At 48.8% G+C, this 26,423-nt stretch carries 29 protein-coding genes and 2 tRNA genes; all 31 read right to left on the reverse strand.

Annotated elements, in window-relative coordinates:
* Positions 1-403: 403 nt before the first annotated feature.
* Positions 404-580 carry a hypothetical protein gene (locus tag BN54_RS10640; RefSeq protein ID WP_437176729.1) on the reverse strand — a complete coding sequence of 59 codons (177 nt, stop codon included), beginning with the start codon at positions 578-580 and terminating at the stop codon, positions 404-406.
* 123 nt (positions 581-703) lie between these two features.
* On the reverse strand, positions 704-1,990 hold the full coding sequence (locus BN54_RS09745; protein WP_019205425.1) for a GH25 family lysozyme: 1,287 nt from the start codon (positions 1,988-1,990) through the stop codon (positions 704-706).
* Positions 1,983-2,225 carry a hypothetical protein gene (locus tag BN54_RS01840; RefSeq protein ID WP_019205426.1) on the reverse strand — a complete coding sequence of 81 codons (243 nt, stop codon included), beginning with the start codon at positions 2,223-2,225 and terminating at the stop codon, positions 1,983-1,985. The genes BN54_RS09745 and BN54_RS01840 overlap by 8 nt, the downstream gene beginning before the upstream one ends.
* Positions 2,222-2,536: a hypothetical protein gene (locus BN54_RS01845; RefSeq protein WP_019205427.1), complete on the reverse strand. Its 315-nt coding sequence runs from the start codon at positions 2,534-2,536 to the stop codon at positions 2,222-2,224. Before BN54_RS01845 ends, BN54_RS01840 begins: the two co-directional genes overlap by 4 nt.
* Before the next feature lie 124 nt (positions 2,537-2,660).
* Positions 2,661-2,900 (reverse strand): XkdX family protein, encoded by a 240-nt coding sequence (locus tag BN54_RS01850; protein ID WP_019205428.1) that lies wholly within the window; start codon positions 2,898-2,900, stop codon positions 2,661-2,663.
* A complete protein-coding gene (locus BN54_RS10135; RefSeq protein ID WP_019205429.1) occupies positions 2,893-3,228 on the reverse strand; it encodes a hypothetical protein in 336 nt (111 codons plus the stop codon). The genes BN54_RS01850 and BN54_RS10135 overlap by 8 nt, the downstream gene beginning before the upstream one ends.
* Before the next feature lie 17 nt (positions 3,229-3,245).
* Positions 3,246-5,516 carry a BppU family phage baseplate upper protein gene (locus BN54_RS09750; RefSeq protein WP_019205430.1) on the reverse strand — a complete coding sequence of 757 codons (2,271 nt, stop codon included), beginning with the start codon at positions 5,514-5,516 and terminating at the stop codon, positions 3,246-3,248.
* Positions 5,516-5,935, reverse strand: a complete 420-nt coding sequence (locus BN54_RS01865; RefSeq protein WP_019205431.1) for a hypothetical protein — start codon at positions 5,933-5,935, stop codon at positions 5,516-5,518. The genes BN54_RS09750 and BN54_RS01865 overlap by 1 nt, the downstream gene beginning before the upstream one ends.
* Positions 5,932-6,204, reverse strand: a complete 273-nt coding sequence (locus tag BN54_RS01870) for a hypothetical protein (protein WP_019205432.1) — start codon at positions 6,202-6,204, stop codon at positions 5,932-5,934. Before BN54_RS01870 ends, BN54_RS01865 begins: the two co-directional genes overlap by 4 nt.
* On the reverse strand, positions 6,197-8,410 hold the full coding sequence (locus tag BN54_RS01875; RefSeq protein ID WP_019205433.1) for a phage tail protein: 2,214 nt from the start codon (positions 8,408-8,410) through the stop codon (positions 6,197-6,199). The genes BN54_RS01870 and BN54_RS01875 overlap by 8 nt, the downstream gene beginning before the upstream one ends.
* On the reverse strand, positions 8,407-9,309 hold the full coding sequence (locus tag BN54_RS01880; protein WP_019205434.1) for a phage tail domain-containing protein: 903 nt from the start codon (positions 9,307-9,309) through the stop codon (positions 8,407-8,409). The genes BN54_RS01875 and BN54_RS01880 overlap by 4 nt, the downstream gene beginning before the upstream one ends.
* Positions 9,310-9,312: 3 nt before the next feature.
* On the reverse strand, positions 9,313-13,077 hold the full coding sequence (locus tag BN54_RS01885) for a tape measure protein (RefSeq protein WP_019205435.1): 3,765 nt from the start codon (positions 13,075-13,077) through the stop codon (positions 9,313-9,315).
* On the reverse strand, positions 13,064-13,273 hold the full coding sequence (locus tag BN54_RS01890; protein WP_155818227.1) for a hypothetical protein: 210 nt from the start codon (positions 13,271-13,273) through the stop codon (positions 13,064-13,066). Before BN54_RS01890 ends, BN54_RS01885 begins: the two co-directional genes overlap by 14 nt.
* Positions 13,274-13,293: 20 nt before the next feature.
* Positions 13,294-13,878, reverse strand: coding sequence for a tail assembly chaperone (locus BN54_RS01895; RefSeq protein WP_019205437.1), 585 nt, complete (start codon positions 13,876-13,878; stop codon positions 13,294-13,296).
* Positions 13,879-13,893: 15 nt separating this feature from the next.
* Positions 13,894-14,577 (reverse strand): hypothetical protein, encoded by a 684-nt coding sequence (locus tag BN54_RS01900; RefSeq protein WP_019205438.1) that lies wholly within the window; start codon positions 14,575-14,577, stop codon positions 13,894-13,896.
* 3 nt (positions 14,578-14,580) lie between these two features.
* Positions 14,581-14,982 (reverse strand): hypothetical protein, encoded by a 402-nt coding sequence (locus BN54_RS01905; RefSeq protein WP_019205439.1) that lies wholly within the window; start codon positions 14,980-14,982, stop codon positions 14,581-14,583.
* Positions 14,979-15,527: an HK97-gp10 family putative phage morphogenesis protein gene (locus tag BN54_RS01910; protein WP_019205440.1), complete on the reverse strand. Its 549-nt coding sequence runs from the start codon at positions 15,525-15,527 to the stop codon at positions 14,979-14,981. Before BN54_RS01910 ends, BN54_RS01905 begins: the two co-directional genes overlap by 4 nt.
* On the reverse strand, positions 15,520-15,828 hold the full coding sequence (locus BN54_RS01915; protein ID WP_019205441.1) for a hypothetical protein: 309 nt from the start codon (positions 15,826-15,828) through the stop codon (positions 15,520-15,522). The genes BN54_RS01910 and BN54_RS01915 overlap by 8 nt, the downstream gene beginning before the upstream one ends.
* A gap of 1 nt (position 15,829) precedes the next feature.
* Entirely contained in the window at positions 15,830-16,171 is a 342-nt protein-coding gene (locus tag BN54_RS01920; RefSeq protein ID WP_019205442.1) for a phage head-tail connector protein, read from the reverse strand.
* 14 nt (positions 16,172-16,185) lie between these two features.
* Positions 16,186-17,256 (reverse strand): hypothetical protein, encoded by a 1,071-nt coding sequence (locus BN54_RS01925; protein ID WP_019205443.1) that lies wholly within the window; start codon positions 17,254-17,256, stop codon positions 16,186-16,188.
* Positions 17,257-17,270: 14 nt separating this feature from the next.
* On the reverse strand, positions 17,271-17,930 hold the full coding sequence (locus tag BN54_RS01930) for a DUF4355 domain-containing protein (RefSeq protein WP_019205444.1): 660 nt from the start codon (positions 17,928-17,930) through the stop codon (positions 17,271-17,273).
* A gap of 127 nt (positions 17,931-18,057) precedes the next feature.
* Complete coding sequence (locus BN54_RS01935) at positions 18,058-18,954, reverse strand: minor capsid protein (protein ID WP_019205445.1); 897 nt, start codon at positions 18,952-18,954, stop codon at positions 18,058-18,060.
* A complete protein-coding gene (locus BN54_RS01940) occupies positions 18,951-20,597 on the reverse strand; it encodes a phage portal protein (protein WP_019205446.1) in 1,647 nt (548 codons plus the stop codon). The genes BN54_RS01935 and BN54_RS01940 overlap by 4 nt, the downstream gene beginning before the upstream one ends.
* Positions 20,597-21,892, reverse strand: a complete 1,296-nt coding sequence (locus BN54_RS01945; protein WP_019205447.1) for a PBSX family phage terminase large subunit — start codon at positions 21,890-21,892, stop codon at positions 20,597-20,599. The genes BN54_RS01940 and BN54_RS01945 overlap by 1 nt, the downstream gene beginning before the upstream one ends.
* Positions 21,867-22,700 (reverse strand): terminase small subunit, encoded by an 834-nt coding sequence (locus BN54_RS01950; protein ID WP_019205448.1) that lies wholly within the window; start codon positions 22,698-22,700, stop codon positions 21,867-21,869. Before BN54_RS01950 ends, BN54_RS01945 begins: the two co-directional genes overlap by 26 nt.
* A gap of 193 nt (positions 22,701-22,893) precedes the next feature.
* Entirely contained in the window at positions 22,894-23,289 is a 396-nt protein-coding gene (locus BN54_RS01955; protein WP_019205449.1) for a hypothetical protein, read from the reverse strand.
* The gene (locus BN54_RS01960; protein WP_155818230.1) at positions 23,279-23,917 is read right to left on the reverse strand and encodes a DUF4417 domain-containing protein; all 639 of its coding nucleotides are present in this window, start codon (positions 23,915-23,917) and stop codon (positions 23,279-23,281) included. Before BN54_RS01960 ends, BN54_RS01955 begins: the two co-directional genes overlap by 11 nt.
* 46 nt (positions 23,918-23,963) lie before the next feature.
* The gene (locus tag BN54_RS01965) at positions 23,964-24,548 is read right to left on the reverse strand and encodes a DUF4145 domain-containing protein (protein ID WP_040469693.1); all 585 of its coding nucleotides are present in this window, start codon (positions 24,546-24,548) and stop codon (positions 23,964-23,966) included.
* A gap of 226 nt (positions 24,549-24,774) precedes the next feature.
* Positions 24,775-24,857 (reverse strand) — tRNA-Tyr (locus tag BN54_RS01970).
* A 503-nt stretch (positions 24,858-25,360) separates the two neighbouring features.
* Positions 25,361-25,429 (reverse strand) — tRNA-Tyr (locus BN54_RS01975).
* 518 nt (positions 25,430-25,947) lie between these two features.
* Entirely contained in the window at positions 25,948-26,376 is a 429-nt protein-coding gene (locus BN54_RS01980) for an ArpU family phage packaging/lysis transcriptional regulator (protein ID WP_019205453.1), read from the reverse strand.
* Positions 26,377-26,423: the final 47 nt, after the last annotated feature.

Consider the following 26,423-nt stretch of genomic DNA (forward strand, 5'->3'; position numbering starts at 1 on the left):
GATTAAAAAAACTCCGCTGTGCTTAGTGCACACCGGAGTAAAATTAGTAATTACTTTTCCGTTGCCTTTTCCAAGGCCTTCATGATTGAAGGGTTCTTGGAGTGAAAGACAGCTTTAATTTTGGTAACTGTCTATTTATAGCCATAATGTTGATAAATCAACTTTTACGATCGAATTTAATTCCCACTAAAATTCATCTAATGTCAGTTTGTGCCAATAAAGTGTACCTTTTTTGTACCTTTTTGCTTATGTAGCGTAACAGGCCCCGTAGGGTATCTGCCGCTCTCACCCATTATCTTAGCATAGCTAAGAGGGTTTTTAGTGACAACTTATCGTGCCAGTGTTATTATCAATATGTAAAGAGGCCGCTTTAAAGGCGGTGGCTTTAGTTACAGATAATCAGTTAAAAAATAACCGTCCTGGAACCGGCCAAAGTTACAGGGGCGGTTATTTTTTGTTTTGGTGATTGTCGATGTATGTCAGCAACGCTATGATAAACGTGCCAAACAGCAACATCAGCGAAATCGCTTGATAGACGCTCACACCGGCTGGAACCTTTCTGGAGATTTTGTGCTAACATTGGCACCACCTCTTTCGGGAAAACAGCCACCGCCCATAAAACTTCCTCGTTGATAGTATACCATGCACACCCTCAGTCATAAATTGGCTGGGGGCGTTTTTGTACTCTCTTCAGCTATCTCACTTACTTAAACGTGCCGTAAGCTGCCCCCGTGATAGCGTTGCGGACAGCTACGTAAGCATACTGCCCGTTACCACGCGGTTGGCGCACGTAGACATATCCATCGTGCCGGGACCAGGCATCGTACTTAATCGTCAATCCCGGTCCAGCATATAGTAGCGTGGTCGATAGCGGCTTGGCGCCATAGCGTAGATGGAGCCAAGTGTTGCTGACAAATGTGCCACGCTCCCTGTGCCACGTGTCGCCTAGCTCATCAGTCCATGTCTTTGGGGTAGTTGGTTGCTCAGCCTTGCTAGTGCCACCCTTTGCCGCCGAGTTCGAGGTTGCCGGACTCGATGGCTGCTTAGTTTCGGCTGCGCCATCTTTAATTGCCCCCTTGATCTTAAGGACTTGGCCGGGATGGATAACATCGTTGACCGTCTTGCCATTTAATTGGGCCAATTGGTACATATCTAACCCAACCCGTTGCGCAATGGCCCACCAAGAGTCGCCAGCTTGGACCGTGTACGTACTCCCCGTCCGGTTTGACTGATCTGGTTGGGTTGGCTTAACCGGCGTGTCCTCCTTAACCTCACCGGTCCGCACGAAATGATCAATCAGCTCAACATTGCCGTCCACACCGTACCAGTTGTCCGCGTATTGCCACAGCGCAACGTACTTCATCGATGGGAAGTAGTTAAAATTGGGTCCAGTCTGGTTGGCCGTAGTGATGTACGATGCCGCCCACAGGCAAGTCCCGTAGCGCTGGCCAATCTGCTCAATGTCGACGTAATGCTGCAAGTACCAGGCACCAGAATAAAGGGCTGGTTTGTAGCCAGCGTCCTTGATTGTGTCCATGTACGCGATAATCGCTCGGGTGTTAGCCTGGACGTTGTTAGTCGCCCCTGCCTCATAATCCAGTGCAATTGTCGACCCCTTTTTGAGGCCTACGCGCTGGGCATCGCTGATGGAGTAACGGGCCATGGTTCGGGCCCAATTACTATCTGCGCCAAATTGACCCCAGTAATAAGCCCCAATGTCCTGGCCACTAGCCTGCGCGTTTGCGAGCTGAGCGCTGGCCTTAGGGTTTTGATAGTGGGCTCCTTCCTGACCACCGGAGCCACCAAGTTTGACGATCGTAAATCGCGACCCCAAGGCATACCGCTGTTGCATCCACCACAGGGTACTGTCTTGGTAGCTGGCAACGTCCTGGCCCAATCGGCGATCGGCATGAGCTGCTGATGGCAAGGCGGCGGCCATCAAAAAAGCGCCAGCCATTAAGGCCAGCGCTTTGAGTTGTGTCTTATTCATTATTGTCCTCCTTGGTTTTTACCTCACCGGATCCTTCGACAAAGCCCGCTACTGAGGCGACCGCTAAGATTGTGTTGATGATGCCAGCAATCTGATCCCAATGCCCATAGCTAAAGCCACAAGCGAGCATGATTTGTTGCGCTAAGACAATCAACAACGTCAAAAAGGCAGCGATGGTGGTTTTATTTAACGTACCATCATGATTTAAAAATTTCTGTTGTAAGTTAGTTTTCATCGATCTTCCTCCTGTTGTGTTTCTAATCTGATTAAGCGCCTTTCGTGGTCATCAATGGCTTGGTGCATACGGCTCTCAGTCTGCTTGCGCTCTTCCATGTCCGACCGCAGTTGCTTGATGGTTACGATCAGCTCAGCCATCGTTTCGCGCACTCCGTTCATGGTCTCGTTGATGCGATCAAAATCCTGCCGTGATGACTCGCGTGCAGTGCGACTGATGCCCGACCGCGCATAAGCTGCGATTGCGGCAACCAGTGTCAAGATCGCCACCCATTCTCCCCAGTCGAGTCCTGCAAAGTGATGTGGGTCCATTGCTTTCTCCCCCTTTCTCCCTTCGCGTTATCAAAATCGCCAGTTCAGGCTGCATAGTTATTTGCAATCTCCTGCAAAGCCGCCCCATAAGGTACTGTTAGCTTTCTCTGGCGACTGTTTTTAGCTAGGCTTGACTGGCATCCGTGCTCGTGGATTCGCTGGCGCCGGCTGACGTAGACGTGCTTGCTTCCACGTAGTCCTTGCCAGTGATCTGTTTGTATTGCTCAGCGGTAACGCTTCCCAACTGAACATACTGGTCAATCGGGAAACCAAGGTTATACAAACTTTGCACATTTAAGAATGACTGCTCTTGGCGCTGCTTCTGCAGTTGTTGAAGTCGAGCTAAAATATTTCGATTAAACATTTGCCTGTACTTCCTTTCCGTCTGAAATAGCTTGTGCAGACTGACTACCAGCATCCCCACTTAGCGCTTGCGTGATGAGATTAACTGTTTCGTTGAGATTAGCAATCTGCTTAGATAAACCGCTAACTGATTTCTGTAGGTCATAATCTGAGTTGGTCCCATGCCAAGCATCGGTTTTCTTATCATAGATTGGCTTTAGCAGCTCATAAACTTTACCATTTAGCACAGCAACCGGTGCCGAGGTAGTGGAGCCAACTGGCTGGTTCTTACACTGCACTTTGCCAGCGTACTCAAACGTTACTGGATCATAGATATAGTATGTTTGCATTCTTACACTCTTCCTTTCTAATCCTTAGCCTGATAACTGAAGGTCAAAATAGCCTCTGTTCCTGCAGGAACAGTATCATAAACTTTAATCTGTCCATCATTGGTAAAGGCTTGATATGTTTGTTTTGTTCGCTGTTGTAGAAATTGGATATAGCAACCGTCCCACGGTTTGAATGTCGGCGGGAAGCTGATCAAGCTCTGCATATATCCCAGATCTTTAGTTACGGTGAAGCCAACATTCAAAAAGCATTGACCGTTGGAATCGCGCTTTAGAGTCTGGCCCTGAATTGTTACCCCATCTGCCGGACTAATCTGTGCTGAATATGTTTTGTACAAATCAAGATCGGTATTCCAAATAACACAGTCAGCTCCACCATCATAATGAGTCAGTTCGGGGAAGTTACTAAACTGGCAGTTGGTAATGATAATCTTGCATCCTTGATTAGTCGAATAAGCTCTCAGGTGGTCCCATGTTGGCTCGCCTGAGTAATTTGACCAACGCCAACTGGCTGAATTGACATACACTTTGGAGCTATCAGTACAGTAGATCAGTGGAGTATCCGCGCTGTTGGCAGGGTCTTGGTGTCGTTCAATGTCCCCACCGATCACATTGATTGTTGCTCCAACGGTTGCCCGGAATGTCTGGTAGTTTGTCTCATACGAGCAACCAACCATTGTTAAGTGTGAGCTAGCATCTGCCGCCACGCTGTTCATTGTGATTACGGATCCGGTAATTGTCGCAATGCTCTTGTTCGTTGCTACGATTGCTGAAGCCTGTGGTCGAATACTCTCAAAACCGCAGTCAACCGTCGAGGCATGGATTGAGTGATCCAAGAACAGGCTTGCAGTCAAAGCACCGTTACTCTGCGTTTGAGATAGGTTTAAGCCAAACGACTCATACTGCTTAATGTTGAGGTAGAAGCCGTAGGCAAAGCAATGGCTCAAGCTAAGATAAGCAGTACCAATAGCAATAATCCCGTAGTTTGCTCTAGTGGGAGAAGTAATGTCTGGCGAGCTGAAGCTCATTGATTCCAGTTTAATCTGATGGTGGTAAACTGTTTCGTTCTGATTATTAGCTGGTCCAATGATCAAAGCAACATCTAGCTTGCTGAGGTCAATTGTCCGATTATTAAAGATACAAGTGTAGCCAGATAGATCGGTAGTGGTCTTCTGAAATTCCGTCTTAGCGTCCCCGACTAGCCGACAGTTAGTAGCTGACAAGATTAGCGTCTTGCTGACATTATAACGGCCATTTGGAAAGTAGATATTAGCCCCCTGAGCATAGTTATCAAAGATCATCTGTAGCTTAGCATGATTATCTGCTTGTGAAGGATTGACCCCCCACTGAGCCACGTTGATGACCTTCGGAGTATAGCGGAGCTTGGCGTATAGGCCATTTGCTAGTGCCTCATAGTAATCATCCGGTTTAGTGTCAGTGACATCATAGATAGCTGCCCCGCCGTCTCCCAAGGCATAGTAGCCACCTGTCTTGACGGTTTGACCAGCAACAATGTTCTTGTCAGCCTGCAGGCTAGCTAATGTTGGATAAACGTGCTCATAGATTAAGCCAAGCTTACTGATCTGACCTTGAATAGTCTTTTCAAACGTTTCCGCTTCCGCCTGTGTAAACAATCCTTCCGACTTAATCTTCTCCTCAATCTCCCCCAACCGTGCAGACACGGTTGTAAGCATATTTGCTGTCTCGGTACCTTGTTTGCTGAGTTGATCAAAGAGATTGGTTACTTTAGCCTTGAAATCAGCATTAATGTCATCAAATTTCTTCGTGTGCTCAGCAAAATCAGCTTCGACTTCCTCCAAAATTTGTTCCAACGGGCTAATATACGTACGTGGCACTAAGCCGCCAATCACCTTGTCTGCCAGCACTTGGAGATCAAATTCCAGCGTTGTCACGGACTGGCCGTTTTTTACAATCCGGAAAAAGGCTTGTCGATACGACCCAGCGACCGCAAAAGCGTGACCAGGTAAGTCAAAGCGGAATTGCCCATTTTGTAGATCAATCGGTACAAACCCTGTATCATCAATTACCCGGAAGTCGCCTTTGGAATTTTCCGGCAGTAGGCCTTCAAACCAAACGTTGCATCCGGTCATGTCAAAGGGCGTATGGTCCTCATTAAGGATATTGACAAAGACCTGTCGCATACCACGTTCAAATTGACGGGCTTGGACCCAATTGTTATTGTCATCAGCAAAATCAATCTTAAAATTTTGGATGTCTTTGACAAATGCTCGGCGATCTGCCCCAATTGTGTAATTAAGTGTCTGTGCCATTAAATCATCCCTCTCTTATGCAATACCATTACAACTGCTGCTTCCACGGTTTCTAAATCTGTTCCCAACGCGATATGTTTAGCGCGTGTGAGCCACTCTGCTTTTGCATCATTTAGGTCCTCGATTGAGGCTTTATCATCAATTTGTGACTGAAGATTTTTATCTTCTGCCGCCATCTCACTCCGCAGCTCCTGCTCCAATTCCTCATCCGCCACCCGCCGGTCGCGTGCCTCGCTGTCATCACCCGCCTTCCGCGCATCGGCTTCCGCTGCCAGCTTGCCATTAAGCTCGGCGTACATTCCTTCCGCCGTGATGGCATTGCTGTTGACTGCGTCTTCGATTTGCGCAAAGTTGGCGGCTGTGGCGTTATGTTCCATTCGGTCAGTTAATCCTACGGGCTTCAAGTCCAATTGTTTCAATTCGTCTCACCTCCGTTTTGTGCAACTAAGGCCTTCTGGACCTCTTGAGCAATCAATTCCTGCAATGGTGCCGCAATTACCTTCATGATGCGCTTGGCATCAGTTTCATCGTACTTTTTGCCATCCGGCCCATACTCATATTTCCAAGTCTGCCCATTATCGCTGGAGCACATCAATCCTGGGATTCCAGTTTTGGGATCCCTACCGTAGGTCAAGATCATCGGTTCAACATACCGTTGATCTTTTTCCGGTGCTTGAGGCTCAATCATTCCAGGTCACCTCCTCACCATCTAAAAACTTGCGCCAGGTATCCATTTGCGATTCCGTATATTTGTTGGTCACCTCGTGCGTTTCTTGGTGTTCGCCCACCCCACCAATCACGTTCAGCGCGGCTTGGCTGGTCCGGATCCGGCGAATATCTTGGCGAATGGCCACGTTCACGTCCTTCATCGCCAAACCGGTGTTGTCAAAGGTATACGTCGTGCTGCCACCGGGATGGATGCGTTGATCCACCCCATCAATTCCAACCAGTGTTACATCAACATCAAGATTGAGTTCGGGCACGACAAAGCGCCAAACTTCGCCCAACTGGGTGGCCCGTTCGTAGGCGTCCGAAATCGAGATCGTTGTGGCTGGTTGATGTTGGACCGTCGCATCAATGTACTCGCGCAACGTCTTTTCGTCGTAAATGCTATCCATGATCACATCGGGTCCCCAGTGCTCACCATACTGATCAATGCTTTCTTGATCCTTGTAAAGAAAAGCAACGGAATAGTAGCTATCAGTTGAGGTACTGGTCGTGGTGGAGCCACCGGTGCTGCCACCGCTTGAGCCATCGCCCCCGTTTTTGATCATGGCTTGAGGATCCAACCAGGTGCCATCATTAACAAAAGCGTGCGAAAACGCTCCTGGCAAAGCAGCACGAGTCACGCCAACGTGTAAGTGATCGGTATTGCGATAACCAATCACGTCCCCCGTCTTGACGACGTCGCCCACGTTGACAGTGATATTGCCCGGACTGGCAAATGCTTCTTGGTACTCGACGTTCAACCCGCTGGAGTCTTGGATTACTACATACCAACCAATCCCCCCGCTGCCCCACGCTCGGCTGATAGTTACCTTGCCGCCGTGGATTGCGTGAACCTCGGCACCCGGATGGTCGATCGAACCAAAATCCAAGCCGTCGTGAAACCCATTCGTCCGTCCCCCGCCGGTAAAGCCGAATTTTTGTGCCGTCATGAAGCTACCTTCACCGACGCTAGGGAATGGCCACCCCCAGCTATCATCGACGGCTGGTTTGACCGTAATCGTCTCTTTGCTAATCGGAGCGCCGTGGGGTGACCAACCTGAGTGGCCAGTAATTTGATTGCGCCAATTCGGGATATTCAGCAACGCTACAAACTGACCAGCAGCAGTCCAAATATCCGTAAACGGCGGGCGGGAGTAATAATCGAACGTCCCTTGTTTAAACTGTAAAATTCCCTTGGCAATCCCATCGGCCAGGCCATCATCACCACCGTGAGCTTTCTCGTCTCCGCCAGATTCCAACATGACCTGTGCTTTGACTAAATTGATGTCAGCGTCCGATAGGTGTTCGCCCACTAGCGCGGCAACGGATTTAAGTACTGCCACGTAGTCACCATTGACCATTTGCAGGTTACCAACTGCGCCGCCCCCGCCGGTGATTGTCGTGGTGGTCTTTTCCATCCGACCACCATAGGCCCGGCAAATATTAACGAGGTTGCTAGCGTCGGTTTGGATATCCACTCCGGCAAGATTGTGCAGGTAGCGGAACTGCCGACCGTTGTTAAACCGTAAGTGTGCCAGGTCATAGATCTTCAGGGTGTAATTGTCGGGCACCCAGTACGCCTTAAAAGTACTCAGATTAGACGTCAGCCACGAATAGCAATCCCCTGTTTCATCTACGTTGGCCTGCGGGAAATCACCGTGCAATTCATACTTAACGCCGAATCTATTACCATTGAAAAAGTTATCTAAATAATACGAAATCGGGTGCAGATTTTGTTCTTCACTCACTTTCTTAACGACCGTCCCTGCTTGGGCCACATTATCATCATTGTCAGTAGTGGTGTCAGTATCACTGCTACCCGATGTCTGAGGATGGTCTTCCGTTGGCTGATCCGGATCCTTCCGGAGATTCTTCAGCCGGTCGATCAATGTCGCAGTGGCGGTTAATTTGAGTGTTGGCACGCCGTTTGCGTCCAGGGACGGTTCCAGTTGTTGGATGTCATACCACTGGCCAAAGTAGTAGATCCCCCGCTTGGCCTTGGCTGCGTTGTAGACATCCTTGCTGGCTTCCGTGTAGGTTAGCGTCATCGAGATTTCATAGGTGCTACTGAGCTGTAAATTCAGATTGGCCGAATCATACAGATCCTGAAAATTGACCCGGTAGGCAGTTTTGCCGTCCTTTGCTTCAATGTAAATAGCTTCGCGCGGAATTGTTGTGTTAATCATGATAACCACCACATTGCAAAATCAAATCTAATGGTGCCACTGAAGTTTTCGATCACGAAATCATTGGCACCGATTTGTAGCGTCAAAATGCCCGCGTTGGTCTGCAAGAAATCGCCCTTGCCGTTTAAGGTTGGGTTAATTCCGTCCATGACAAACTGGCCACTGAACCCTTGCTGGCGGGACAAAATATCACCGGTTGTCCGATTTGTGATCTTCAAATTCCCGTTTGACGTCCCATCCAGCGTTAACTTAAATGGGTGGCCACGTCGCTCCGGATCAATTAAGACGTCCGAAAGATTATGGACGGTGAATTGATTGGTCGTAAACGTGTAGCCCGGATTATCTTGCAGTTCATTGTTCCCTTGGGCGTAAATATGCTCGCCCCAGTCGCCAGTAGTGCCAATGCTACGGGATAGGCCGAAGAGATCGGTAAACGTTACCTCACAGGTCCAATTGTCCCCGTAGTAAGTGGGCGTGGCCAGCTTCGCTTTCACGTAGTACATCCGGCCCGGCCAGTTCGCAAAACAAATCCAGTAAGGGGTCCGACTGACCAAAAAGCGTTGGAGGGCGTTAAAGCCTAAGAACCCATCGCTTTCGTCTTCGGCATTAATGCAGGCAATTTGCATTTTAAGCTCGCGGGTATCGTAGCTGGTCGACATAAGCTGCTGACCATCGGCGATGCCTACTTTCTTGTAGGTGTCTGTTGGATTAGCCGGTTGCGGGTCTGGGGCCCGGTAGCAGTACACGCCGGTTAATTCCGGCACATCAAAGGCGCTGGTCCAATTGTGGCCATCATTGGAGATGGCAAACTCAATGGGATCAAACGCCAAGGGATTCCGATACTCCCCAAAACGATATGCGTGCGGGGGATCCGCGCGCGTTGAAAAGACTTGAATCAATCGCTAATTCCTCCTGTTCCAATCTTCGGCATTTTTCTTGTTGACGGCCCGCGTCACGGTGTCTGTCATCATGATCGGCTGTAACTCGAAGTTGCCAAATAGTTCGACTAATTGTTCTAGCAATGCAATCATCCGGTCCAGTTTAGATTGGCCGGCCGCTTGGGACTGACTGCTATGGCTGGCTGGTTGGGCTTGGGCCGTTGACTCAAAGGCTCGTTCTAGCAATGGCTCGGCACTTACTGCGTACGGATTAAGGACGAATTCATGGTGTTCCGGATTATCACCAATCCAGGCCAGTTCCTTGCCCAAGATTTCGCCGCCGCCAGCGTAACCATGATTGTGGCCAATTACCGACAACATGCCACTAGCGCCATACCGGTGCTTAGCGTAATTAATAGCCGCCAGCATGTTGTCAAAACCATTCATAATGTTGCCGTAGCCAGCAAAGGCGTTGGCACTAAAGGTTCGCGGCTTGGTTTGCAGTAAGCCGGTCGCATTTCCGTCCTTGAGCCCGTCGTTGCCCCCGATTGCACCGGGATCACCACGGGATTCAGTTTGGATTTGTCGCAGCCAAGCGTTGACGTATGCCCCGCTGGTTGGCAGACCATTCATCCGGAGTGCCAGCTTAACCCGTGACCGCCACCGTTCGACCCCTGAGCCAGCCGGCGTTGATTCCGCCAACTTCCCCAGCAGTGGTTCGAGGTGCTTTTGCATCCAGCTACCGATCGGGGCCGTAATCTTGCCCCAAAAGCCCTTGGCAATTTCACCAAAGTGGCCAAACTGGTCATACATACCGGCCGTGGCTTTGCGGACTAGACTGGTAACGGCTTGGATGGGGTGTTCAAGGAACTTCATGGCCCCTTCCAGCTTATCCTTCAGCCAACTCGTCACATCGTCCAGCTTGTCGGCTGCCCAGTCGACGACCTTGCCAACGACCCCACCCTTGGCGAAGTGTTGTGCACCGACAATTCCGCCGGTTGCATAGTGGTTAACGCCCGCTGCCTCCATAATGGCGCGGGTTTCTGGTCCGGAGTATACCCGTGCGCCTTCCGGTAGGAAGCCCGTCCAATTCCGTTCCTGGCTCATAAAAAGCTGACCGTTTGGCATTTCAACCAGTTCTTTCCAGTCGGGCCCGTCACCATCATTGATGACTGACAGGTGCCGGTGGACGATCCCACCTTGTGCAAAGTGGACTTTACTGAGTTTGCCCATCGCATTGTGGCCAGTGAAGAAGGACCAAACCTTATTGATCGCGCCCAGCCCAGCGTTGATGATGTAGATCACCCCGTTGATGCCAGAGGCGGCTGCTTGTTTGATCCCGTCCCAGATCTTTTCAAAGACGCCTTTGATGCCATTCCAGACCCGGCTCCAGGTTCGCGAAATCCGGTCGGTTTGCGAGGAGATGACCTTATGCACGGCGTTGATTCCCGCGCTGGCTGCTTTACTGATCGTCTTCCAGATCCGGCCGAAGAAAGCGGTGATCGCTTCCCACGTTTTATTCCACGCTTTACCAATGGCCTTCAAGATTGGATCCAAAGCTTTCTTGACTGCTTCAATCCCGGCTTTGGCGACCTTCTTGATCTCTTTCCAAAGGTTGGTGTAGAAACGCACCTCATTTTTCCAAAGTTTTTCGATCGCCTTGATCGCTGGTTCGAAGACCTTGGCCAAGAATTTCGTTAAGTCATTCCAAAGCTTTTTGATGTCTTTGATTAAGGCTTTAAAGGCCTTGGTCAACGGCTTGATCAGTGGTCGGGTAATGATTACTGCGATCCCAACTGGAAAGGCCAGGGCGATCAGGATAATCTTTCCAATCCCCGCTAAGACTTTACCGATTGCCTTACCTACTCCCGCAAAAGCCTTGGGGATGCTGGCTACGAATTCCTTGATCTTCTTACCAGCTGCTTCAAAACCCTTCACAAGCGACTTTTCCCAGTCGGCTTTCCCCGTAAAGGTTTCCTTGAGCGCTTTCCCCACGCTATTGACGGCATCACGGAATGGTTTGATGTGCTTGTAAGCAAGGACCAACACTGCAATAAAGGCAACTATTCCAGCTACAATCCATATTTCCAGCATTCCTAAAAATGCTAGGTCCAACAGCTTTACAGCACCAGCGAATTCTTTTACCGCAGTTATCGCATGACGAATTGCCCCAAAAGCTAGCATCGTAAGGTTAAAAGCTTTAACTGCTCCGACTGCTAAAGCAACCGGACCAACTACTGCCCCAAACGCTACCCCCAGCAACTTAATCGGATCAGCATACTTACCTAATCCATCCATGTGCTTAGCAAGGTTGTTCAGGGGTGACAATAGACCACCGACGAATTTCTCTACCAGTTCCAGTGCTCCGGCCATGACCTTGAAGGACGCAGTTGCGCCAATCCAAGCGCCGCTGAGGAAGACCTTGCTGATTTCACCAAGGATTTTTAAGAGACCTTCAAAGGGGCGTACAATCCCAGCAATGCCTTTGATAGCGCCGTTGATCCCGGCGGCCATCGCTTTGCCGACCCCTGCAAAAGCCTTCATCGTCTTCGGGTCCGTGGCCCATTTTGAGACTACGTCAAAGACCGGATTCTGCATCTTAGTAAACGGTTCGACTAGTGCCCCCGTCAGCTTTGGTACAGCGGTCCGGATCATCCGCCCCATCCCATCTAGCGTGCCAGTGAAGTTCTTGGTGGCGCTGCTGTACTCTTTGCCCATCCCCAGTAAGACGTGATTCATAGCGTCAGAGCTGATTTTTCCTTGGCTCATCATGTCATTCATCTCACTCATGGTGAGGTCTTTGTTGTGGGTTACTTGGCGTTCGTAGTCCAGCAGTTCGCCCCGAAACTTCGGGAAGACGTTTTGGATCGACAGCATGTCTTGCGCGCTGGCCTTCCCGTTCCCGACCATTTGGGACCATTGCATCGCGAAGTTCTTAACGGCATCGTCCGACACCCCGAAGGCATCTTGCAAGGTCAGCACAGCTTGGGAGAGATCGTGGGTCAGCTTGATGTTGTCAGTCACGGCGTAGAACTTTTGGTTCAGCTCGTTGACCATTTCGGTTGAGTTCTGCGCGGCGGTGGCCAGCTGATTAGTCATGTCGACCAACGCTTGACCTTTTGAGGCTGAACCCGCCAAAGTTGTCCAGGTGGCCAGCATGGTTTGTTGTTCCCGGTTGTAGCGGTAACCCGTTGCAATCAGGCTTTCCAGTCCATTCTTCAGCGAGCTGACACCGCTGAGCACTGCTCCCCCGATCAAGGTGCCACCTAGCACGTTCTTTAGATCGCCGAAGCGTTCCTTGAAGTTCTTGGTACTATTGGTGGCATTGTTAATTCCTTCTTTGAGCCGCTTGATTTTTTCGTCCGCGTTACCAGTCAGATTAAATTGCAGTTGCTTATGGTCAGGTAAGCCTTGCAGATTTTGGGTAAAGGTCTTCAGCTTAGCATCTTCGGCCTTCACCTCTAGATTGATGACCTCTTTATTTGGCAGGGCTTTGAGCTTGTCCTGGTACAGATCCAAGCTGGCCCGGACGCTGTTGATCGCAGCTTTGGCGCTCTCGCGATATTCCGCGATTTTGCGCTTTTGTGCTTCGGTCGCTTCGATCATCCGGTCACTGGCTTCCTTAGCGTTCGTACCGTAGTCACGCCAGCCTTCGCTGACTTGTTTGACTTCGGCTACGGCTTTTTTAGCGGCCGCAACCCCATCTTTCTGCGCATTGACCACCTTTTTGATCGTGCTGGTTGCTTCGTCAATTACCCGCCAGATAAATTGTTTTTCAACGACGGCCATCAGTCTCACCTCCTTTTTGAATTAAATCGATAAAGTGCTGTTGCAACGGATTCAGTGCCAGTTTTGGCAAGGCTGCTTTGAGGGTATCCTCGGCCAGCTTCTGATTCCGATCTCCCAGCTGTTTGATTAGCTCGGCAAATGCCTGTGGTTCCATTTCGGTCAACATAGTTGGCTGAGGCACTTGCTTTGCAAACAACAGTTGATCTCGCTGATCGGCTAGATTGAGTTGGTAGCCACGGCGGATGGCGCCGAACTCATTTGGGGTGAGCTCGGTGAGATCGGCGATGGTGAGGCCGATGCGAGCGGCTTCGGCGAGGATTCTTGACCAGTCAGCAGCTGCTTGAGCTTCTCGATCTGCGTCTGCATGTATTCCAGCCCCGTCAGCATCTGTTCCTTCTCGGTACCATCGTCCATGCCATTGATCCGCTTTTCGATCAGATCGGCGTTCCGATTCAGCTCTTTCAAGGATTCGGATAACTTCCGGGCTAAAAAACCGTTGGCCTTTAAGTCGGCAAAAATATCTGCAAAGGCTTGGTTGGTCTTGTCATCATCGACAAAGATCAATTCTTCCAGTGCTGCTTCCACGTCATCTTCCGTTGGTTGATTGCGCTTGTAGTAGGCCAGCGAGTGGTAATAAACAGCCACGATCATATCGACGTTTTCTTCTAAGAGGCCATTCACGACGGCGGAAAAGCCATCTGAATTCCCGTCCTTGAGAAATTTGTCGTCACGGGTTTGCTTGTAAAAAGCAAAGTTCAACTTTGGTTCGTAGACTTGGTTATTGATAGTTAAAGCTTGCATTAGTTAAATCCTTTCTTAGTTAGAACTTGAATCGGAACCAGTGGCACCGGATCCCGGCGTGCTAGAAACAACTGGTGAACTGCCACTTACTACGGGCCCACCGTTTTCCTTTAGGTATTGGTCCAATGGCGTTGGCTTTGGATCGGCCGTACCACCAACATCGGTGTTGTGGGCAAACGCTGCCAGGTCCAGTCCAGTCGTGTACAGTTCTGGATCCAGTTCGTCTTGACGTAACACTCCTTCGCTGCTTGAGCCATTTACTTCATACGTGATGTTGGCGTGATTCAGGTTGTTTACTGCTTCGGTGTTAGGCATCCCGTTGGCGTAGCATTGAGCATACGTGGCCGGTACAACAAATTTACCGGGATGAGCTGGATCGGCCGTCTTTTGGTTGAAGTCAATTCGCCAAAGCGAGATCGTCCGGTTTTCTTTGACCGAGCGCTGAATACCTTCACGAATGTAATCGTTACGCTTCTTCCAGTACGAATCCACCACAAAGGTTTCAGCACGGGTCCCGGAAGCATGGAAAGTATTCTTCTTCGTGGCCACGGCCGTCAACGTTGGCGTGTCAGTCGTTGAGGTGGCCGCTTGTTGGCCCAGCATGTGAATCGTATCTTCGGGTTTGTCCCACGGGAATTTAACCCCGTAGATAATCAGATTGGCATCTTGCAATTCTGCCGTGTCAAATTGTTCTGACATGATCTACACTCCTTTTGTTTTTTCAGTTGAGTAAATAAGGTAGTCGACTAAAAAAGCCAGCCGAATCACCGGCTGACCGTTAAGCTCATCGTATAGTGTGCGCATCGAGTAATCATCGAAGCGAATATCCCAATGGGTAGTTAGGTAAGAGAGATTGTTAACCACCGCCCGGCCAATTGCTAAAGCATCCGCTGATTGACCTTGCGCGGCATAGACATCAATGGCCACCGTGGCTTTAATCACACTGAGTGTTTTAACTTGATGTTGTTGCTGGACGCTGGATAGCTTGATGGCCACCTGCGGGAGTTTGGCTGGTCGATGATGACCCTCGATAAATACTGGGACCGTGGAGCCGCTCAGGACTGCCTTAACGCTCTGCAGTAAATCTGCTTCTGGTGTAATCATCGTAATGCCCTCCGCATGGCCTGTTCAAATTCGCCATCTAGCTTGGTGGCCACTTTTTCCCCTGAGGGTTTCATAAAGGGTTCCGCGGTCATTTTGCTATTGCCGAATTCAACGTCGACGCCGTAGTAGTGTAATTCCGACCCCTTGCTGGGCTTAAAGCGCTTTGCTTTACCACCCTTGGCTTTTTGCCGTGCTTTGTCAGCATCTGCCGAAGTGGCCAACGGTACAACGCTGACTTTCAGCCCACCACGGCTAAACTGTGGGGTAATACTGCCTTGCAGAGTCCCTGTGGGAATGTAGCCGGATTTGCTGTGGCCAACTTGCTGGCTTTCGATCTTTTGGGCCGCATCGACTTCATCGGCCCCAGCATTGCGGATAAACTGTTTGCTGACCCGTAACGCATTGGCGTACTCCCGTTGGAATTCCGCATAAGCACCCTGCAGGCCGGCCGCTTCCAGCGTGCGAGCAATCTGTTCCAACCTCTTGAAATCAGCTAGGTTGACTTCAAACTCAACGCGCGGTAATTGGTCATAATTATTAGCCATGGAAAATCACCTCACTGTTAATGATGTAAAAATCTGTCCGGTTTAAGTGCCGGCTGATCTGTTGGATCTCGTGGGTGGTGCTGGCATCGCTAGGGTCATAGTTGGCAAAGGAAAGCTTGTCAGCATCGTATTCCCCAAAGACCCGTACGATCGTCGTATCGTAGATGCTTCCATCACCAAAGGTTAGATTGGCCCGCTTGACGTTGGCTTTCACCATCGTAAAGGTCTGCGTAACCCGTTCGTTCAAGCCATCTTCCTCATAACCTTCCTTGATTAAGTACACCGTCTGGTCATAGCGCATCTTACCACCCCATAATGTCGCCCGGCTCGTCGGCTCCGTGCTGGTCGGCCCATGCTTGCAAATCCGGTAAGTAATCTTTGATCCCCTGACCAAAATTAATGGTTAAGCCTTCCTCAGCAATCGAGGTCATCCCCTCATTATGGAATTGGTTGTATTTCCCCAGCACCAAGGCGTCAACAACGTAGTTTAACTGGCTCGGGAATGGCTCATCATCAGCCAGATATTTACCGATGTAGGTTGTGATGGCTTCTTGGGCTTGCTTAATGTAGATCGCCACTCGGGCTTGATCTTTCTCATCGAGCTCAACCCCTAGCAAACTTTGAATCCGATCTACGCCATCCATTGGGCTCACCTCCATTAGTGACTGCCATCAGAGACCGGCGTAATTGGGTCGTTAGACGTGGTGAACTTGATCATCGGGATCGTCTTTGGATCATACTTGCGAACCCAGTTCTTCCCGTCGGCCATGTCAGCCATGGATGGGAAGTATTGGTGTGGGTGAGCTTGTTGGAAGGCTGATTCATCCCAGCTCATCCCTTGCGGAGCCAAGACGAAACGCCGCCGGTTGATCAAGTAGTCGACCCCGTTAAAGCGCAGTGGATCCCGGCCGGTTTCAACCGCGTGAGCAGGTGGCTTTTCGGACCAACCGTAAGCCCCCGTCGCAAACAGGTAACTGGTGTACTTGCCGCCGGAGACTGGCAGAGAGTCATCCGCGATCACCTTAACGCCCTTGATTGAATCACCAGGGTTTGGCGCGGAAATTGCAGTTGGTACTGGATTACCGCTGTTGATAATAATCTTGTTGGTATCCTTGTCGACTACGTTGGCATCTTGCAATTGACGCAGGATGTCTGAGTGGACCACTACGATTGCCAAGTCTTGGTACCGGTCCCCCAGTAAGAAGCGGGCCCGGTTAAAGTTCTTCAACGAGAAGGTCGCGTCTTTCGAGGTCCGGCCATCAGTAGCGTCAAATTGGTTGATCCCCTTCATCGAATCGGATGCGAAGACCCCGTCCAATGTCGTCAGCAACGTCTTTTGGTTAATGTGCCGCCAGTAGTCACCAATTGATTCGGCGATTGCTTCCAGTGGATCCGTCTTGGTTAATTCGGCCGCCAGATCAGTCGCCGACCACGCTTGGTTGTACCCAAACAGCCGGGCTTGTGCCTTGTCCGTTTGGATCGCATTGAGCGAGATGTCCTTGGTGTCATCAGGGATTTGCGGGTCAACGTCGGCCAGTGCCTTGAACATCGGCATGTTAACTACATAGCCCCCGTTGGCCATTAATTTTTGGGCCAAGTCAGGTACGGGCCGAATAACCCCTGACGTAAAGAATTGATCTTTTTCCACGGCTCGTTGGACCACGTAGTTGGCCCAGCTTTCCGGGATCTGCATATTGGCTAATTGAGTAGCCACGGTAATATCTGCCATTATTTACAACTCCTTTATGATGGTTGAACGTAGTATCCGGTTGGTTTGGCTGCTGCAATCATTTGCCGAGCCATCTCCGGATCCGTCATTGCGATTGCGTTTTGCTTTGAGAGATTAAAACTTTCCTTAGCCCAAGGATTATCAGCAAACGAGTTGCCTCGATTGCCGGACCCGTTGACCGGATTTTGATGGCCGGCCATTAGTTCATCCTTGGCTTTTTGGACTTGTTGACTAACGTACTTTTCCAGTTGGTCCAGGTTTTGGGTGGTTTCATCGTCCGTTGCACCCATTACCAATGGCAACATATCAGCACTGATCCCACGGTCCATCAACATGGACTTAGTAGTCAGTTCCTGCATCTTGCGGTTCAGTTGAGCCCGTTGTTGATCCAACGACTTTTCCCGATCAGCCGCTTCAGCCTTAGCCCGTTCATCTGCGGTCATTTTCGCCCGTTTTTCAGCCGTCTTAACTGCTTGGGCTTTTTCTTGTTCCCATTCAGCTTGCCGGTTTTTCAAGTCAGCTGCGTGCTTTTCGTTTAGCTTAGCGATCTTATTGTTGATGAGGTTATCGATCACTGATTGTTGTTCATCGGTAAAGGTTACCTTGTCACCATTACCTTGGTCTGGATTCGTAGGTTGTCCTTGCCCTTGTGGTTGCTTATCTTCATCTGTCATTATTAATCTCCTCCGTTTTACGCCCGTCGGCTGATTCCGTTTAGCCTCCGTCGAGGATTACCGTATGCTCTTTTACGTCTGACACACGTTTGAAGACATAAAAAAAGCGACTACCAAGCGATAGTCACTACGTGTAATCACCCCGAACCGGGATGATATTGCATTGACAGTTAGGGTGGAATGGTGGGGCATTGACCCCAATGACCAGCTTGGTCAATTCGGTTTGCGTACCGTCCATCCCCGTACAAAAATCACATACGTGCTCATTGTGTCGGGATACGACCTTGACTTTCTCATAGCCATTGGCCCGGTAGCGGTGAGCCACTTCCCTGGTCTGGGTCGCCTTAGCTTCGGTCAAGAAGATTCGCTTGGCCGCTGCTTGGGCTCGCTGGTAGCTCTTCGCGGTTTGGGCTTTCCAGTCCTCAACTTTGAGCGCTTCATTGACCGCCTTTTCAAGCGCATGCGGATTCATGTGAGTTTGGACTTGGTAATCAATAACCTTGTCCAGATCAATTGCTAAGCCCTGCATGTGCTTGAAAATCGTTGGTAGCTCCTCATCCGCCTGCCCTGTCTTCAACGCGGTTTTAATCAGAGCCTTGCGCTTTAGCTGCGTATTGTAGCCCTGCTGGGGTTTTCCTTCTAAGTGCATCAAACGTTGATAGATTTCCTGTTTAAGCACACTTAAGGAGCCAGCCAGCATCAATCCCGTTTGGGCAATATTCAGCCGACTGTTAAGCTTGGCCAGATCAGCATTGGTGGTATTGGGAGCATTGTCCAATAAAGCACTCAAAACAGCCCGCTGAGCATCTGTCGTGGCTTCTGCACTTAATTGCTTGAGGACTGCTTCGACCGCCGCTAAATCGTCTGACGTGGCGCGTGCTTGCAAATCCGTCCCAAAGTAGTAGGCCAAGTTCAGCATTTGGTCATGCTGGGCCGTGGCCACCAATTGTTCTAACGATTTAATTGCCGGGTCATCAGGTCCAAACACCGATCGTAGTGCTTTCAGCCATTCTTGGTCCGTCATGCTTCATCATCCTCCTGCTCCTGATTTGGCAGTTGACCATTAGCGAAGACTCGCCCAATCCCGAAGTCTCCTGCATCTTCTTGCGATCGGACATCCGCTTCGTGCTTGGCTTCATCGTCAATCCGTTGTTGTTCCGCTTCTGCATTAACTTCCGTGATTGGCTCTGCCTTTTCTCTGAGCGTTTGGCCACTGAATAAGCCAGTACTCTTGAGCGTCTGAATCAATTGGGCTGTTTGGTCATCGTTCTTCGGCAGGTTTGGATCAAGGTTTGGTGTTACCATCGCCAACAAATCATCGACTTCTCCTTTGAGCTTGCTGCCGATTGTCCAGTAATTGATACAACAAGCCAGCCGATCCATCAATGACTTCTTGAATAATGCTTCTTGGATCTTTCGCTCTTGATCACTGCCCCAAAGCTTGTAGCTCATGGCCACCCCAGAGGCATTACTGGCAAAGTCCTTATCATTGACGTTCGGCGTGTTGGTATATTTATGGATTTCGTTAATTAAGAAATTCGTGTACGTTGACCAGCCGGTCGAATCATACTGCTTCGTGAGGTACTTCAGCGACGGCATGACAATTTCTTTTTCAGCTCCCAGTCCTTTTTCAACGATTGCTGGCTTCAGCCAAAAGATATTGTCCTTTGCGTTGATTACCGGGTGGGCCGGTACTAATACCACTGGCTTACCATCCTTGCCGATCTTTTTGTTGCCGTGCTCATCGCGGGCATACACTGGTTCGGTTTTATTGGCAAATTGACCGGTGGCCACCAAAGCCGCTGAGTTGAAATCCTCTTGGAAGTTGGCCATCGTCGAGACGGTCTTGTCTAATGCATCCAGGTGGTCTAACTCAGGCTCCCAATCACCCATCCGCTCTTCATTGTTCCGGTACTCAGTTAGAGGTACTCGGCCGAAGAAATGATATTCTTCACCGTCAAAGACTGCAGCATTAGTTGGAGTATTGCTGTTGGGCAGGCCGCCCTCAGAGTGGAAGCGATAGATTTTATCGTCAGTGTAGATTTCGTATTGCTCAACCAGGTGCTCGTCTAATACTCCCGTTTGGTAGTAACGCAGCGCGAATAACGGCTGACCTTTGATCGAGTCATCGTACACGACAAAGGCAGTTGTTGGATCAACCTTGGCCAGGTTCAGCGTATTTGTGCCTGCGTTAGCATAGACCAGGTCGTAGGCCCGGCCCATGATTGATAAATCCTTCTTGATCATCTCATCGATGTAAACTTCATCCGCCGTGCGGTTGTAGTTGTCGATCAAGTCGGCTAGCGTAGCAGCGGTTGCCTTATCCTGATCTTCCCTGGCGGCCACTTTGAATTGGATGTCGTTGCCGAGGAAGTACCCGACGCGAATATTCGTGATGTACCGGGCAAAGGCCGATGCAATCCGATTATGCGCGTTCTTAGGATTGGGCGAACCGGGCCATTGCTTGATTTGGTTTTTGGCCACGTAGTAGTCCATCAACCCTTTTAGCCGCGGCACCTGATTATCCACGTGATGGCGGGTAAATTTGTACGCAGTCGCAAAGAGTTGCGTTGGATTGTTACGCATGGCATCAAAAAAGCCAACCGGCATTCGATAGACGCGGTTGGCTTCAGTGTTGAAGCGTTGTTGCTCAAATAATTCTGTCATTAAATATCAACCCCCATTTGTCGGGCAATGTGGTACTGATTGTCCCAGTCAACTCCGATACTGCCATCGTAGAGATCCATGTACTGACGCATACCATAGCGGATGCTGTCGATCAGGTGGTTGCTCTCATCTTTGGGCTTGTTCAAGGTATTGCCGATGCTATCGGTTGCGAACACGTAATTGTTGAATTCGTTCCACGTCTGCTCGCAAGATGGGTGCACGTGGATTTTGTACTGCCATAATTGGTCAATGCCGGCTTCTACCGGTGTTTTAACTACGCTGCGTGCTCCTTCGATCCCCAGATCGATTAATTGCTGCGTCCGCTCTGGGGATGCACTATCCGCAAAGATTGTTGCCCGTTGGTAACCGTGCTGGCGTAACCATGCCGCAGTCTCCGGAGTAGTTTGATGGTACGCATACAATTCATCGTAGATCCAGATTTCTTTGTTACGCTTGTCAACGGCCATGGCCACAAAGGCGGTTGGGTCTTTCCCAAAGCCGTAGTCAATGCCAAAGGCTGTGTCTCGACAGGCTGTGATTTTCTCCATCGGATCAAATGCCACGCGGTCAACGTTGTCTTCAAAGACCAAGCCTTCACTGACACCCCAATCGCCATCAGCAGCTACTCGGGCCCGTCTTGGATTGGTCTTATACAGATCAAGGTACCGTTGCCGGTCCTTCACATCGAGCCATTCATTGCAGCGGAACGTGGTCGTCTGGGCAAACACGTCATCCTTACGCGTTTCCGGATCAAAGAAGGTCCGCCGCAACCAGTGATTGCGATTCCAGGGGTTAAATGTAATAGTGATCTGCTTAAAGCCATCCGCAGCATCAATTTGCCCCCGAATAGACTCTTGCAAGGTTTCCAGTTTGTCAGCTGATTCGACCTCATATGCCTCCTCAAGCCACACAAATGCTAGTGATCCTTGCGTTACAGTAATTGATGTCAACTTCAGCGCCTTGTCCAAGCCACGGAAGATAATCCGCTGACCTGTGGGAAGGTACATAATTTCCGGCATTGACGGATTGCACTTAAATAAGTGATCCATCTGGAAACGATGGATGGCCCAGCACAAGTCAGCATATGTTGATTGGCGATTGGTGTTCGAGTAACGGCGAACAACCAAAATGTTGGCCCACGGGTATTTCACCAGCCGATAAATCATGTTCAAGGCTGTGGTCTTGGACTTCTTACTTGCTCGTGATCCTTTCACCACGCGATAAAAGTGCTTATCGTGCCAGAAGTCATAGTAACCACTACCAACCAGTTTATTTAGGCTCAGCTTCGCCTCCATCTTCCTTCACCTCCTCATCAGGCTGTAAATCATCATCAAATACAATCTTGGTCAGGCCGCTTTGGTTAGCATTATCAAGCCGCGCCAACAGTTCCTTCATGGCTTTCTGCTTGTCATACAGCTCTACAACTGGTTCACCTTTGTCAATCCGGATACTCTTGATGGCCGAAGTATCAATCTCTTTGCTATTCTTGAGCACCACGATGGATTCGTAGTAGTAGGCTTGCTTGCCAGTTGCTGGATCAATCTTCGGCTCCATTCGGTAGTGGCCACTGTTGTCTTCATACGGGCCAGTATCATCTTTAATCTTTTGCCACACCAGTCGCTTTTCGGTCCGGAAGTCGAGTACGTCGGTAATATCGGCCGTTGCTTGGTGTAAGTATTCGCGCACAATATCATTCGCCGTTACGTACAGGTCCCGGACCTGCTGACGTTTAAGCTTATCGAGTTGCTCTTTGATTTTAGGCTTCTGCATCAGCTTCCACGCGTTGACTTTGGCCACTTGGTACGACGACTCGTAAGCTTGCTGGTACGCCCAAGTAGCATTGTATCGCTGCAGGTAGTACAGACAGAAACGTTTCTGATTGTCATTAAGCTCGTCATTTTCTGCCAACTCTTCAACAACATCTGGCGGTGCTTTTGTACGCTTACTTTTTCCTTTTGTATGCATACCTTTCTGGCCACGTTGCCAACCATATCTAGTCTTCCAAGATTTAACGGTGCTTAATGCCACACCGTACTTTTGGGCAATTTCTTTATACTTCATGCCGGCTAAGTAATCATTCCGGGCATCGTCAATCCTTGTCATCGCATCTCACCCACCTCCTAGAGTAATTTTATTTATGTACTAAAAAAGCACCTGCGTGATGCAGATGCTGGTTGGAAAGTGGCCGGATTTGAACCGGCACTTGGACGTCAGTATGTGCTCAGATTTTAGCTTGCGCCACCTCCGGGTTCACTTTTCTATACGGTACTGGGCCCTGAACTCCCTCTTATTCGATTCACTTCCCATTGTTATTGTCCCATATTTTTTTGACTAACTCAATTAACTTCTTTTCTTGTTTAGTAACCTTTCGATCGCCCTTTTCATTATGCAAATATCCTACATGTACATGAGGCTTACTAGGAATACCATTGATCTTGTGGTAATGGTCCAAATCAATTTGAGACGAACGAAGATTGTTTTCATCGAATCGAACGATATTCTTGAGCTTATTTTCTTTGGTGACCTCTACGTAGACTCTTCCTTTTGTCATAGTTTCCATGGGAGACCTTGATTGATTTGCAACATTGTATTTAATGAACTTAATGTTTCCATATTGCAGAAGAGTACGGTATTCCGTTCCGTACTTCTTGCCATTTTTAGCCACTCCAGATGAGGCTCCTCTACTTCCCATCAGCTAATCCTCGTAATCTAGCTATGTTGTCATTTTGATAATACACAACGTCTATTTCTTCCGGGAATGGATACTCTATCTTATCCCCATAGATCAATAACTGGACTGGCTTAAGTCTCCGGATTACCTCATCGACACCTTGTTGCCAAATTTTAAGTGCAGTCCGACGCCTGCGTACCCCAATTGTACTAATCGACAATGTAGAAAATTTAGGTAAACCATCAAAGCAAAAATCATACGTACGCGGGTCAGCCCAAGTAACTGTCGGAATAACTGTTAGATCACTATTTTGCATCATTTGACCTAGCAATCTTGAGCGGTATACGTTCCAAACCATCATTGATAGTGGCATGTCCGTGTACAGACTAAAGTCAGGCGTTAGCACACAATCGAATTTCTTGAGAATATCGATATATCGCTGTGGCTGCTTCCATAACCGCTCAAAACGATAATCGTCCAAGTAGAAATGAATTCCATCTGCTGGTGCGGCCGTTGCAAAGCGATCGAACCCAACTAACTTCTCAGGCTTATAAACAATTGGATGTAGGACAGGCATTTGAAAAGTTCCCGTCGTCTGATCTAAGTCAAGATAGTTTAAATTGTATATGTTGTTAGTTCGTTCGCTCATATCTCTCACCAAAATAAAAAAGCCAGCTATTTAGCTGACATTATAGTTAGTTATTGTTTTCTGAATTATTGTAATCACTATTGAACTTAAAATTAATCAGAAGCAGCATTTGAACAAAATCCAGAATACGTTGAGCATCGTTTTTATTTTTAGACGTATGATTGTGCGTTGCACTGTTACCTTCGAGTCTGATTTTATCAACCCATTCTCGGCTTTTTTCTGGGACATAACCATTATCGATAAGATAGTCAACATATTTAATAAAACTTTGGCCGTCTTCTGCACCGTAATAAACTGCTACATTTGCTAAAATTTTACGACATATCAAAACAACACCAGTAAACGCTCCAACTTGGTATGAGTTACGCGCCTCATCATATAAGCTCTGTACTGTATCAGGTAAGTTAGTTATTGACTGCCCATAAACAGCACCTGGCGTTACTACATAATTTTCCATAAAAGATGGCCTCCCACAATACGGGCATAAATAGATTGCAATGTCATCATGATACTTTAGCAGATATCCATAACTAGATCCAACTGTTTCTCCGCAATATCCACATGTGTAACTATAAGGTTTTAAGTGCTCAATGTTTTTCCAATCTTCATAATCAATAATTGTCTTTACCATTTTATTTTCACCTCATCCATATAATATAAAAGACCGGTTATAATAACTAGGCTGAGGTAAAAATAAAATGTTACCGTCCATTTTCACACGGACGTTATACTGAGCAGTTACCGTAAACCAGCATGTGTTGCATTTTCTACTCAGTCTCTGCCAGGGGATAAATGTGTCGTTAACTATAAAGAGGCCATTTCACCATCCTTATAATAAATATTTCCCTTAGCGTTGATGCCCCGAGATGGATTTGCACCACCGAACCCGAAGGAGCGGATTTACAGTCCGCCGCGTTTGTCTTATCTTCGCTATCGAGGCAAAAACCCGGCCAAAGCCAGGCATTATAGCGACCACACGGGCCACCAGGTTGCGGTACACATAGTTGTGAGTATCCGTAAACCGCAATCTCGTAGCAGGGATTTGCACCCCGAGGCACCTAATTTAAACGCGTTATACCTTCATTCAGAAAAAGGAGGACCGGCAGTACCGGTTGTTTTCATTAATACTAATCAATCTGCGTAAACAAATCACCATTGAAACCTTGATTGTAAATGTAAACGTGCCACTACGAGATAACCGGAGCAACAAATCGTAAAGGGGGAGGCTCTCACCTCCTGATAATATTAATGCTAGGTAGTATGCTCCGGGAAGCTAGACTGCTGCTATACAAAGTAGGCTTACCACACCTCCGTGTTAAGTCTAGTTGTCAGCCCAGCAATGCCTAAGCGGTGGATTTGGACCACACTTTTGTCAGTAATAATCGCTTCAAAAAATACTGCCCCACCTGGGAACTTGGCACCCGCCTTGCCGAGTAGGCGGTATGACGAGGCCCGGAATCGAACCGGGATCTTCAGGTTACACCTGCTGCTCGCCCATTGAGCTACACCGCCACTGGAAAATATTGAGTTGCTTATCCAAATCATTGGACAATACCACTATAACGCCGTTTTTAGTGCTGTGAGTCCGGTCATAGTCCGCTCTTAGTCCGATTTGAGTCCGATTTTCAAAATTTTGGATGTTTTATGCTAGAATAGTTTTGCGGCTTTGCCGTAGTCTGACATTGGGAGTCCGCTTGCTGGAAGGCACGAATGAAGGTAAGTGCCCTTGTCGGAAAGGAGAAGTATGTTGCACAACACGTTTTACGACGTGCTTGTCGCTTACGAACCAGTAGTATACGTGATTGTCTCAATCATCGGCGCTGCTGTTGTTCGCTACTTCTCTCGTCGGAAGTAGTTTAGCGATAAGCCAATATCTAATACACACATTGGGGGTCGTGCTCCCCGTACATATTCTTGACATTTTCTCTTTTGCAAATATAATTAAAGTGTGTAATAGATATTGTGCTTGTTGCAACTACTTCTAGTTGAACCAGCCTTGCCGTTGCCCAATCGCAGCGGCTTTTTTGTTTTCAGCGATGAATTTCCAAATCCTTAAGCTCGTACGCTTCCGCAAATTGACGTAATGCCTTTGGCTTAATCCGATTAAAATACTGGCTGCGTTGATACCCAATCGCCATGTAGCAAGCTGAATCTGAGTAGCCTTGCAGGTACAACAGATCTAAGACCTCACGGCTAAAGGCATCACACCGATAGATTGCATCAACAGTTGCCTTGACCACTTGCTGGGCATAGGACCGTTGGATAATCCGCTGCTCTAAGGGATTGCCTGCTGGGGCGCCCTTAGGCATATCGGTAATTTGCGGCGACTGAATATTAGAGAGCTCCTTCCCCGCCATCCGCTTCGCACGCGGGTAGATCCGGGTCAGGAAATGCTTAACGTTATTCTCGGTTGCCTTGTAGTCAATATCATCACCCAGTAGAGATTGTTGTTCGTACATAACCCACCCTCACATGCTATAATTTATTTGGTATACGGTCTGCCGGT

The organism is Limosilactobacillus ingluviei str. Autruche 4 (assembly GCF_000312405.1).
In the GTDB taxonomy this organism is placed as follows: domain Bacteria; phylum Bacillota; class Bacilli; order Lactobacillales; family Lactobacillaceae; genus Limosilactobacillus; species Limosilactobacillus ingluviei.